This window comes from Paenibacillus selenitireducens (assembly GCF_002021565.1).
In the GTDB taxonomy this organism is placed as follows: Bacteria; Bacillota; Bacilli; order Paenibacillales; family Paenibacillaceae; genus Paenibacillus_K; species Paenibacillus_K selenitireducens.
Window position 1 is genome coordinate 16839 of record NZ_MSZX01000002.1, and the last position, 12144, is coordinate 28982.

General features: G+C 46.4%; 13 protein-coding genes. 8 read left to right on the top strand and 5 right to left on the bottom strand.

The annotated features are described in order from the left end of the window. From BVG16_RS04220 to BVG16_RS04245, 6 genes are all read left to right on the top strand, one after another. Complete coding sequence (locus BVG16_RS04220; protein ID WP_078497307.1) at positions 1-846, top strand: ABC transporter permease; 846 nt, start codon at positions 1-3, stop codon at positions 844-846. Between the two features lie 32 nt (positions 847-878). Further along, a complete protein-coding gene (locus BVG16_RS04225) occupies positions 879-1886 on the top strand; it encodes an ABC transporter ATP-binding protein (RefSeq protein ID WP_078497308.1) in 1008 nt (335 codons plus the stop codon). After that, positions 1883-2857: an ABC transporter ATP-binding protein gene (locus BVG16_RS04230; protein ID WP_078497309.1), complete on the top strand. Its 975-nt coding sequence runs from the start codon at positions 1883-1885 to the stop codon at positions 2855-2857. Before BVG16_RS04225 ends, BVG16_RS04230 begins: the two co-directional genes overlap by 4 nt. A gap of 36 nt (positions 2858-2893) precedes the next feature. Then, positions 2894-3340, top strand: a complete 447-nt coding sequence (locus tag BVG16_RS04235) for a hypothetical protein (RefSeq protein ID WP_078497310.1) — start codon at positions 2894-2896, stop codon at positions 3338-3340. A gap of 157 nt (positions 3341-3497) precedes the next feature. Next, entirely contained in the window at positions 3498-5090 is a 1593-nt protein-coding gene (locus tag BVG16_RS04240; RefSeq protein WP_078497311.1) for a peptide chain release factor 3, read from the top strand. Between the two features lie 152 nt (positions 5091-5242). Next, on the top strand, positions 5243-6385 hold the full coding sequence (locus BVG16_RS04245; protein WP_078497312.1) for a response regulator transcription factor: 1143 nt from the start codon (positions 5243-5245) through the stop codon (positions 6383-6385). Between the two features lie 76 nt (positions 6386-6461). Here BVG16_RS04245 and BVG16_RS04250 read toward each other — a convergent pair whose 3' ends face one another. The 4 genes from BVG16_RS04250 to sspI all read right to left on the bottom strand — a co-directional run bounded on the left by BVG16_RS04250 (position 6462) and on the right by sspI (position 10030). Further along, a complete protein-coding gene (locus tag BVG16_RS04250) occupies positions 6462-7541 on the bottom strand; it encodes an efflux RND transporter periplasmic adaptor subunit (protein WP_078497313.1) in 1080 nt (359 codons plus the stop codon). A 33-nt stretch (positions 7542-7574) separates the two neighbouring features. Next, positions 7575-8945 (bottom strand): ABC transporter permease, encoded by a 1371-nt coding sequence (locus BVG16_RS04255; protein ID WP_078497314.1) that lies wholly within the window; start codon positions 8943-8945, stop codon positions 7575-7577. Beyond that, entirely contained in the window at positions 8942-9634 is a 693-nt protein-coding gene (locus BVG16_RS04260; RefSeq protein ID WP_078497315.1) for an ABC transporter ATP-binding protein, read from the bottom strand. Before BVG16_RS04260 ends, BVG16_RS04255 begins: the two co-directional genes overlap by 4 nt. 165 nt (positions 9635-9799) lie before the next feature. Beyond that, positions 9800-10030, bottom strand: a complete 231-nt coding sequence (gene sspI, locus BVG16_RS04265; RefSeq protein ID WP_078497316.1) for a small acid-soluble spore protein SspI — start codon at positions 10028-10030, stop codon at positions 9800-9802. Positions 10031-10174: 144 nt separating this feature from the next. Between sspI and BVG16_RS04270 the strand changes: the two genes are divergently transcribed. Next, positions 10175-10840 carry a potassium channel family protein gene (locus BVG16_RS04270; RefSeq protein WP_078497317.1) on the top strand — a complete coding sequence of 222 codons (666 nt, stop codon included), beginning with the start codon at positions 10175-10177 and terminating at the stop codon, positions 10838-10840. Between the two features lie 43 nt (positions 10841-10883). Then, complete coding sequence (locus tag BVG16_RS04275; RefSeq protein WP_078497318.1) at positions 10884-11678, top strand: TrmH family RNA methyltransferase; 795 nt, start codon at positions 10884-10886, stop codon at positions 11676-11678. 5 nt (positions 11679-11683) lie between these two features. Here the strand turns inward: BVG16_RS04275 and BVG16_RS04280 are convergent, their stop codons facing one another. After that, positions 11684-12010 (bottom strand): DUF5658 family protein, encoded by a 327-nt coding sequence (locus BVG16_RS04280; protein ID WP_078497319.1) that lies wholly within the window; start codon positions 12008-12010, stop codon positions 11684-11686. Positions 12011-12144: the final 134 nt, after the last annotated feature.

The following is a 12144-nucleotide window of genomic DNA, read 5'->3' on the forward strand; positions in this document are numbered from 1 at the left end:
ATGAATCGAATGAGATGGCGTAACGTTAAGACACAATTCAAAGAACAAAAAATGGGCATCGTTGCCCTCATTGTTCTTGGCATATTCATTATTGCAGCGGTATTCGCGTTTCTAGCCCCCCATGATCCGAATAAGATTGTTGTAACCGAGCGGTTATTACCGCCAAGCGCAGCGCACTGGTTCGGAACCGATGATAATGGGCGCGATTATTTTGCTCGAGCACTATATGGCGGACGAGTTTCGCTTAGTGTTGGATTCTTTGCGATGATCGTTGCGGTCGTGGTAGGAACCACGGTTGGGGCTGTCAGCGGTTATTTTGGCGGAGCAATGGATAACATCCTGATGCGTTTTGTGGATGTGCTCATGTCTATTCCTTCGTTCTTCTTAATGCTCATCCTTAATGCTTATCTTAAACCGGGGATTTCGACGATTGTGATCATTATCGGGTTACTGAGTTGGATGAGCATTGCCCGGATTGTACGGGCGGAGACGTTATCTGTCAAAGAGCGCGAGTACGTGTTGTATGCTCGGGTATCTGGACAGAGTAACTTCAAAATTATTACCAAACATATCGTACCAAGTATTCTTCCGACCATTATCGTGTCGGCTACCATTAATATTGCGTCGGCGATTCTGATGGAATCGTCACTTAGTTTCCTTGGGCTTGGTATCCAGCAGCCGAACTCGTCTTGGGGCAGCATGCTGAACAATGCACAAGGCTATATTGGGGACGCGCCATACATGGCATTGTTCCCGGGGATCTTTATTTTAGTTACGGTACTGTCCTTTAATTTTCTCGGGGATGTATTCCGCGTCGCATTCGAACCGAAAGTGAATCGGCGATAACCAGTGGATTATGACTTAACGGAGTGAGGCGTATGACAGAATTATTATCCGTGCAAAATTTAAAAACGTCATTCATGACACGCGAGGGTGAAGTTGAATCTGTTCGCGGCGTCAGCTTTGATATTCAACAGGGTGAAGTGGTTGGCATCGTAGGTGAATCAGGCAGCGGTAAAAGTATCACAGCAAAGTCGCTGCTTGGTTTGATTCAACCTCCAGGGGTGATCAAAGAAGGTAAAGTATTATTTCATGGTCAAGATTTACGGCAAATGACGGAGCCACAGCTTCGTGCCATTCGCGGTAATCAAATCGCCATGATTTTCCAAGATCCGATGACTTCGTTAAATCCAGTTATCCGAGTGGGTGCTCAGATGATTGAAGTCCTTCGACGTCATCAGAAGTTAGATAAAGCAGGAGCACGGCAGCGTGCAATTGAAATGCTGCGTGAAGTGGGAATTCCTTCTCCAGAACAACGAATTGATCAGTATCCGCATGAATTTAGCGGCGGGATGCGTCAGCGGGTGATGATTGCTATGGCTTTATCCTGTAAGCCGGAATTGTTGATCGCTGATGAGCCGACAACCGCACTCGATGTCACGATTCAAGCGCAGATTCTAAACCTGATGAAGCAGCTTCGTGATGCAACGAATACATCCATTCTATTGATTACGCATGATTTGGGCGTGGTTGCTCAAGTATGTACGCGTGTGATCGTTATGTATGGCGGGATGATTATGGAGGAAGGGACGGTAGAAGATATCTTTGAACGTCCAAGCCATCCGTATACGCAAGGATTGTTACGTTCCATCCCTCGCGTCAAAGAAGGGCAGCGGGAACGTCTTGTCTCTATCGAGGGAACACCGCCGAACCTATTACATCCGCCAACGGGCTGCCCATTCATGGAACGTTGCCCGCATGCCATGGATAAGTGTCGTGAAATGCCTCCTTATTTTGTTCCTGAAGAAGGACATCGTTCGCTTTGCTGGCTCCTTTCTTCGGATATGCAGCAACAGAAGCGGGAACAGGAGGGGGATGAACAATGAGTACGAAGAACGAAGTATTACTTGATGTACGGAATTTGAAGAAGTACTTTCCTACGGGATCTAGCGGTTTCGGCCGCGAAAAGAAAGTATTAAAAGCGGTAGACGATATCAGCTTCCACATTCATAAAGGAGAGACCTTCGGGCTCGTTGGAGAATCGGGTTGCGGGAAGTCGACGACAGGACGCAGCATCGTACGTCTGCATGAAGTCACGGATGGAGAGGTATGGTTCGATGGTGTCAATGTAGCTCAGATGAATGAAAAAGGGCTGAAGCCGTTCCGGAAACGAATGCAGACGATATTTCAAGATCCGTATTCATCGCTCAATCCAAGCATGAACGTTGCTCAATTGATCCGTGAGCCGATGGAGATTCATGGCTTCGGCAGCAAGAAGGATCAGCATGATCGAGTATTGGAGCTGTTGGAGAAGGTAGGCTTAAAACCGGAGCATGTGGATCGTTATCCGCATGAGTTCAGCGGCGGTCAACGCCAGCGTATTAGTATCGCGCGAGCCTTGTCCGTAAATCCTGAATTCATTTTATGCGATGAGCCGATTTCGGCTTTGGACGTATCCGTGCAAGCGCAGGTCGTCAATATGTTAGAGGACTTGCAAGGGGAGTTCGGACTCACATATCTCTTCATTGCGCATGATTTATCGATGGTTCGTCATATCTCCAACCGAATTGGCGTGATGTATTTAGGGAAGCTGGTCGAGATCGCACCAAGCGATGAGCTGTACACGCATCCAGCCCATCCGTACACCCAAGCACTACTCTCTGCCATTCCGATTCCGGATCCCAAAGCAGCTGCGTTAGATACGGGGATGTTGAAGGGCGATTTACCGAGTCCGATGGCTGAAATGAATGGTTGTAAATTCAGCTCGCGCTGTCCCTTTGCAACGGAACAATGCCGTCAGGAACAGCCTGAAATGAAAGAAATTTCACCGGGCCATTTCGTGGCCTGTCATCTATAAGTACAATCAAGAAACGGTGATGAGGAGGATGTATCTATGGGACAACGTGTGAAAATCTCGCAAAATACGGCAATTATGATCGAACGTGCGCGCCGGTTTGGCGTTACCAATGAGGTGCTATTACAAGTGGTAGCAACGGGTGATCTTACACCCTTAAAAGTTGCCGAAGCTGAATATTACAGCTATGATGAATTTCTCTCCTATGCGGAAGAGAATGGCGAGCCGCTTGAAGAGGCTATTCGTAACGGTTATCAGATCACATTCAATACGAACAATGGGTTGAAGGTATGGTTATTCGAGAAATTCGGTGTGGAAGCAGGACGTGATTTCACGCCAAGCGAAGGCCGTGTGGACGAGCTTACGCTCTCCTCCGATCATATTGAAGCCTTGAAACAAGCTTTAGCTGCGAACTGGGTCGTTAAAGATTCAGGTGAGACAGCATCAGAACGTAAAATCTCGGTGGTTATTCGCGCACTTGCGTAAGAGATTCAGTATAGAGGAAGACGCTAAGCTGCCATCAGGCAGAAATTGGCGTCTTTCTTGTCTATTTTAGGCGAATTCAGCTTGGAATCGAATACAATTTCATTCCGCATTATGTTACAATAGAAGTTATGATTTTGTAGATGAAGGGACATGGGGCATGAGCAAAACAATAGCCGAAGAATTAAAGAAGGAAGTCGATAAACGACGGACGTTCGCGATTATTTCTCACCCGGATGCCGGTAAAACGACATTGACGGAGAAGCTGCTCTTATTTGGGGGCGCGATTCGTGAGGCGGGGTCTGTAAAAGCACGTAAAGCAAGCAAACATGCAACATCTGACTGGATGGAAATCGAGAAGCAGCGTGGGATCTCGGTTACGTCCTCTGTGATGCAATTTGATTATAAAGGCCATCGGATTAACATTCTGGATACACCGGGTCACCAAGATTTCAGTGAAGATACGTATCGTACCTTAACGGCAGCCGATAGCGCGGTCATGTTGATCGACGTAGCGAAAGGGGTCGAGGCGCAGACGGTGAAGCTGTTCCAAGTCTGTGCGAAACGCGGCATCCCTATTTTTACATTCATCAACAAATTAGACCGTGAAGGACGCAGTCCTTTTGATTTGATGGAAGAGCTGGAGGAAGTGCTTGGTATCCGTTCGGTACCGATGAACTGGCCGATCGGAACGGGCCGCGATTTGTGTGGTGTATACGACCGGGTCCATAACCAAGTCGAGTTATTCCAAGGCAATGATCATTCCGAGATTGAAGTTCGCAAAGTGGATGGTTACGAGGATCCGATTATCCGCGAAATGGCGGGTGAATTCCTGCATGATCAATTATGCCAAGACTTAGAGCTCTTAGATGTTGCGGGCGACCCGTTTGACTTGGAAAAGGTAAAGCGCGGCGAATTAACGCCGGTATTCTTCGGAAGTGCGATCAATAACTTCGGTGTGCAGACGTTCTTAGAGAACTTCCTGGAGCTTGCACCAAAACCAACGCCTCGGAATAGCACGGCGGGAATGATTGATCCGCTGGAAGATGAGAAGTTCTCGGGTTATATCTTTAAAATCCAAGCCAATATGAACCCAGCCCATCGTGACCGGATCGCATTCATGCGGATCTGCTCAGGCAAATTCCAACGCGGTATGAGCGTGAGACATGTTCGGGCAGGAAAAGAAATTAAGCTTGCTCAACCACAGCAATTTTTGGCGCAAGATCGGGATATCGTGCAAGAGGCATTCCCTGGCGATATCATCGGATTGTTCGATCCAGGAATCTTCCGGATCGGGGATTCGCTCAGCCAAGGCAGTGATGTGGTATTCGATGAATTGCCGACGTTCTCACCGGAGATCTTTGCAAAAGTAACGGTGAAGAACGCATTGAAGCATAAGCAATATCAGAAAGGAATCGACCAACTTACGGAAGAAGGGACGATTCAGGTCTTTCAATCCGCAAGCGGGTTCGATGAGACCATCCTTGGGGTTGTCGGTCAACTGCAATTTGAGGTATTTGAATATCGGATGAAAGGTGAATACGGCGTAGATATTCAATTACACCGGATGACCTACCAATTTGCTCGTTGGATCGTGGACGAGAACAAAATTGATCCAGGCAAGTTCCGTATTAACTCGCAGTTAGTTACTGACAAGAAGGGCAATTATGTCGTTCTATTCGAGAACGAATATGCGATGCGGACCGCGATGGATAAGAATCCGACCGCGAAATTCCTCGAAACAGCGCCGTAACAAATCTGTCATAAAATCTTAAGGTTATTGATACGTTGGACGTATCGATAACCTTATTTTTTTGTGATAAACTGGATCATATTACCATTAAATGAAAGCGCAACCAACATTGTGAAGACAGGGCATCATGGATGGGTGGGGAGGAGAAAAGGATGTATCGGTTGCTCATAGCGGATCATAACACCCAAGAACGGGAAGGATTGGAATGGTTAATCACCCGAATCATGCCCGGGACCTTCGAGTTGATTCATGAGGTGAGTGTATCCGCTACAGTACAGCAAGCGGCAACGTGCGAACCGGATGTGATTCTAATGAACTTCACGCTATCCGAGCGTGAGGACTTGGAACTTCTAGAACAAATCAGACACGTGAGCCCCAGGAGTAAAACGGTGGTTGTAAAGCATATCATGAAAGAACATCTCATCACGGGTATGCAACGAATCGTGCAAGAGCTCGATCAGGAACATATGAAGCGGGTAGAGGAGAAGCAGCAGCAAGAAGGGATATTTCCCTTGATCCCGTTAATGGAGAACCAACTGGCATTATTATTCATGATGGAAAAGACGTGTGACCAGATGATAGAGAAATTTTCCCGACTCTTGCAGGTGGACATCGACGCAGGTTATGCCGTGACGGTTGCCTTTCCTCAGGTGGAGGGCATCAGCCCCACAGAAAATCACTTGCGATTAGGAAGATTTTACGATGATGTTCGAAATTTTATGAAGATGTTAGGTCCTTGTATTGTGAGTCCTCTCATGAATCGATATATGAACGTCTTCTTTGTGTTCGAACGGAATTCTTCCTGCACCCGTCATGCAGCAGCATGTCAGACGGAACGGCTTGTACGGTGGTTAGATCATATATACGGTACGAAAGTCACTTTAGGGATCGGATTGCTAATGCATACCAAAGATGTGCTCCGCCAGTCGTATCGGCAAGCTGCTATTGCTGCAGCCTATGGAGAAGCCCAGAGCAAGTCGGTGGCTGCCTTTGAAGAGGTGCAGAAACGGGCGAGCGAGCAGAATACGCAATGGTTAAAGCGCGATACGCCTATTGATTTTTCGCTTCGTCCCGAAATGCAGCTGAAGTGGGAGGAGTTAGAGCTGCGGAGGGTTCAGGAGATTGGAGCACTGATGGAACAAGCGATTGGATACGTAGAAGAGCAAGGAGATCAAGGTGCCGATGTATCCAAGGTGGCCCAGTACCTTCGTCTAGAGTCGGACCTATTCAGCGCAATATTCCATGAGGCATCGGGGAAGCCGTTCGAAGAATATGTAACAAAACCTCGAAGGTGAAGGTATAAGCGCTTAGATGTAACGACATAAGACACACAAGGGAGCTGATCTCATAGATCAGCTCCCTCTTATCAAATCATTGCAATATGACCGTGTCTTTCTCTTTTAACCCTTCCGTAACTTCGGTCTTGTCAGAAGTCTCGAGGCCAATTTTTATGTATTTCTTTTCAACACCCGTAGCGGTTTTCAAATTGACATAGTATTGATCCTTCTCGCGTTGGATCGCAATGGTTGGGATCACCAGCACATTGGGTTTATTCGCAACTTCGATGGAACCGGTTAAGCTAAGTCCTGCGATCAGATTCTCATTCTTGGAAAGACTAATGTTGACCTGGAACTGTGCGGCTTGCGCGGTTGTATTCTGCTCGGTTCCTGTTTTGGCAAATTTGGAGACGCTCTCGACCTTACCGTCTAATACAATATCTTTCAGGGCATTGATTTTGACTTTGACAGGCATGCCGGTTTTGATCTGGAATACATCCTGTTCTCCGACAAACGTGACGAGCTGCAATTTATCTAAATCGACCACTTTCCCAATACGATCATTCTCTCGTACGGCCTTTGGTATGTTATTCGCATCATCAAAGAGGAAGATGCCAGGCTTGGATGTTTTAAATTCAGATTGGAGCAGTTTTTTCTTCTTGGCGTTCAATTCGGTTTGGTTGATTTGGTCGTTCACTTGATTGAGGTCATTCATGATCTTGTTCTTCTCACGTTCCGCGAATCCGCGTTTGGCCTCCGCTTCATTTAGCGCAAGATCTGCACCCATATCAGCTGTATTAGCCTGCAAATCATTTAACCGCGCTTCTAGTGCAGATTTCTCCAACTGTGCTTCAAGCTGCGAAATTTCGTTATTGATTTTCGTGCGATCAAGAGAGAAAAGCGTTGTGCCTTTCTTGATCTGCATCCCGTCCTTCACATGCCAAGAAACCACATCAGCATCGTAAGGGGCATAGACAATGGTCTCATTGAGATAAGAGGATTTCCCTTTCACGTCAATGGTTTTGGCAAGATTTTCACGCGTTACCTCGAATTGCAGCGCTGAATCCGTACTATCTGCGATCACAGGCTTTTTCGGCGAGCTCATGTTATAAAGCCCAAAGCTGATGCCGATCACGATCAATGCGGCGATTCCGAGCCATATTTTCTTTTTCATATCCGTTGTCACACTCCTGAAATATATAAAGTTCTAATCTCGTTTGATGGCTGTTAATGCATCCGTTCTGGACGCGCTGATGGCAGGATAAATACCAGATAGCACGCCTGTTAACACAGCGAAGAACACGCCAACACCAAGAATCCATGAAGATATAAAAATAATGCTGCCTTCTTCGCTTGGATCTGTCATCATCAGTAGTGCATTAATCCCCCAGACGACCCAATAGGAGAAGAGAATGCCGAAGATCCCGCCAATCAGTCCGAGCAGTGCAGATTCGACGATAAACATATTGCGGATTTGCGCTAAGTTCGCACCAAGCACCTTCATGATTCCGATTTGCCGACGTCGTTGATAGGTCGACATCGTCATGGCGACAACGATCGAGATGGAGGCGATGAATAAAACGAATAATCCCACACCTAAAGCGATGGTCCGTACAATCGCAAATTGATCTTTCAACCGGTCCTGTTGACTCAAGTTATTTTGCGGTGAGACACGCAGTTTCTTGATTGTATCGTCTAAGCCTTGTACGTTCTTTACATCATCGACTTTGACAACGGCTCTGGAGAAGTTAGCGGTTAATTCTGGCTGTAAATCCGTACCGCTGCGTGCGGTTTTCATCGTCTCTACAATTTGTTCTGCCAGCTCATGCGAGATATAGGCCTGCTTCATATATGGAATTTGATTTTCGCTAACACCTGAAGGTTTCTTCAACACGCCAACAACCCGCACGGGAATCTCAATGATCTTTGGATTGTTGAGATCTCGGGTTGCATCGACCTGCAATTTCAGTTGTTTTTGGTACAAGGGTGTCACAATCTTGCCTAATTCACGATACGTCTCCCACAGAGATTCGTCGTTCGGATTCGCGTTCAATTGCTTCTCGCGCATTTCTTGCGATACCGGATCCGTTAGGCCCATCATCGCACCATAACTTAAGATAATGGTGTTCTCTTGTTCAGAGATTCCGCCTTGTTGAAACGAATTGTCAAATGCCTCAAGCGAATCCAAATTGGTCGCGGTCAGTTCAACACGACCCTCCTTATCGTCATCTAGCTTAAAGGGAAAGTTGCCCAAATCTTTATACGTTCCGACGGCCTTAACATGCGGGAGCTGTCTAATAATATCAACCTTCTGCTTCGTAATCACGTCACGATCCGATGTCTGTTCCGTGCTTGGGTCCGCCGAACCGTTACTAGCTTTATTCATGATTGTAATTTCATCGGTTTTCAGGAACGCATTAACTTGATCCTGCGCATATTGCTGTGCGGATTCACCGAGGGACAAGGCAACGATGATGGCAGCCGATCCGATGGCAATGCCAATCGTACACATGGCCGTGACCACTTTGCGTCGCTTGAGCTGATCCCAACCAATGCTTATGTAATCTCTTAATCTCATGCGGGATGCCCCCCTGCGACCGTCTGATCGATAAGGTAACCATCTCGCAGCTGGATAATCCGCTTCGTCCGGGTAGCTACCTCTTGTTCATGGGTAACGATGACGAAGGTGATATGCAAGGTTTCATTCAATTCAATCAATAGATTAATAATTTCATTCTCTGTTTTGGTATCCAGATTCCCGGTTGGCTCATCGGCGAACACAATGGACGGCATGGTAATGAGTGAACGCGCAATACTAACCCGTTGTTGCTGTCCACCGGAGAGCTGAGATGGGAACATTTCAGTCTTCTCTTTGAGCCCAACCTTCTCAAGCAATGCCATGGCGCGATCTCGTCGCTCGCTCCGTTTCACCCCTTGGAATACGAGCGGCAGCTCAACATTCTCACGAACGGTCATATGGGAAATGAGCTCGTAAGCTTGAAAAATAAAACCGATATTCGTGCGCCGGAATTCCGCTAGTTTATTTTCACTCATTTTCTCAATGGCTTGATCCGCGATAAAAATACTGCCTTCCGTAGGTTTCATCAATCCAGCCATCAAGTTCAAGAGCGTAGATTTACCGGAACCGGAGCTGCCGAGTAACGCAACGATTTCGCCTTTATGTATGGTGAAATTGATTTCTTTAAGTACGGGGGTATCTTCACTTCCGTTGCGGAACACGTGGGATAAATTTTGTACTCGCAGCAAGATGTATCCTCCTTTTTTAAGTCCTCTATCCATAGACGATGAATCTAGCAGATTCCCCTGCATCGATCCTAACAATACTATAGTAGAACGTTTGAGGGGAGAATACGTTTCTTAATTTTGAATAAACAAAGAACCTTTCCCTAAGGAAAGGCACTTTTTCGATGATTACGAATGAGCCGGGCTTGGCGCCTTCAGCTTCTCCTGCAACGCTGTAATGAGCTTGTCGTGGGTTTGTGCATCAACTTGTTTCCAAATTAATTCGAATAAAACCCCAAGCCCTGGCAGCGCGCGTTCGTCATAATCGATGGAATCCTCAATCATGTCGGTTATTTCTGCATCGGTCTTGTTCTGTACTTTACGTAAAATGGCTTGGCGCAAATCCAGTTGAATACCCATGTGGTTCACCTCCAGAAGATTCACAGTTAATATGGCTTCCTTGCGGAGGATTCATTCTTGAGAAATTGTGCTTTTAGTGGGATGGGCACATGTGTGGTATAATAAGCACTATTGAATGAGAAGACACGGGGAAGGTGTTAACAAATGGCGAAGAAACAATTTGCAGTCATTGGCATGGGACGATTCGGTTCCAGCGTAGCTCGCGCAATCAGCGAAATGGGATTTGAAGTGTTAGCTATCGATACGGATGAGCAGCGTACACAAGATGTTGTTAACATCGTAACGCATGCGGTATCCGCAGATTCCACAGATGAAGAAGCGCTGCGCGCATTAGGAATTCGTAATTTTGATGTCGTCGTTGTATCCATTGGACAAGATATTCAGGCAAGTATTTTAACGACCTTGATCCTGAAGGACTTGGGCGTACCTCGTATTATTGCAAAAGCACAGAATGAGCTTCACGGGAAAGTATTGAATAAAATTGGCGCAGATAAAGTGATCTATCCGGAAAGGGATATGGGGTTGCGTGTAGCCCATCACTTAGTGTCGCCGAATATTATGGACTTTATTGAATTATCCAGCGATCACAGTATTATCGAACTCCAAGCGACTTCACAAATGATTGGCCAGAACTTGAAGCAGCTGAATGTTCGCGCTAAATTTGGCTGCAACGTCATGGCGATTAAAAATAACGGCAAAATGAATATTTCGCCCCAGGCAGACGATCCGATTAAACCGGATGATGTGCTCATTATTGTGGGGGCGAACAAAGATATACAGAAGATGGAGATTCAATATTCCACGCCTTAACAGAATGCATGGATCTTATTGAGCAGGGGGATTATAAGAAGACATGGAAATAACCTCTTTACAAAATCCGCGCGTTAAGCAGTGGGCGCAATTATTAGAAAAGAAACATCGCGATAAACAGCGTAAATATATCATTGAAGGGATACATCTGGTGCAAGAGGCATTAATCTCGAATGCTCCGATGGAGTGTATCGTGTACTCCATAGAGCAAGGGATGCCAGCGGATATCGAGAAGTTATCTGCCACACACTTGGATGTGGAATGGATTGGTGTGACCGATGCGATTATTGCAAAATGTAGTTCGACGGAAACACCACAGCCGATTTTTGCCGTTGTCGAGAAACATGATGCGAATCGAGTGGACGAGGTATTATCTCAACCGAATGCGCTTGTTATTGTCGTGGATGGCGTACAAGATCCGGGGAACTTAGGTACGATTATTCGGAGTGCGGACGCCGTGCTGGCGGATGCGGTCATCTTGGGCAGAGGGACGGTTGATCTATATAATCCGAAGACCATTCGTTCGACGATGGGATCGCTATTTCATCTGGCGATTATGGAAGCAGAGCTGCAAGAACTACTCCCGCTGGCGAAGCAAAAGGGTGCCCGCATTGTTAGTACAAGCCTTCAAGCGCAAGAGAATTGTTACACATACGACTTCCGTCCTGCAACATGGCTATTAGTCGGGAATGAAGGTAATGGGGTGTCTGAAGCTGCTGAGGCATTTGTAGATGATCGGATTATTATCCCGATGCCGGGAAAAGCGGAATCGCTGAACGTTGCGATGGCCACATCCGTGTTATTGTACGAGGCATTGCGGCAGCGGAAGTATACATAAGCGTCTCATATTACAGGTCCGCTCCACACTATTAACAACCATCCTGCATGATATAACATCAGTAAGGAGTACACCACCGTCGTGAATTGGATCAGGCGTTTATGCAGCGGATTGGCTCGAATATACGGGTACAATAGAAGCAGAAATAGGGGCATCAGAACTTTCCAGAGATAGAAAAGGACGATGCTCTTCTGATACACGAAACTAGCGATCGGATTCGCTTCTGTCACCCAACCTTTGGAGATGCCGAGATGGGTACAGAAGGCATCGAGAATGCTAAATAAAATGATGGCCTGGATAAAGAGCATATTGCGGTCTTTGGTCATGGTCATGATATCGGTCCTTTACGCTAGATTATGGTCATCGAAACCTAGAATATATGTATTCTATGGGATCGGAAGATATGAAAAAGAAGCCTGATTATTAGGCTTCTTTTTTCATATCTTCTTATCTATTATTTTGACCC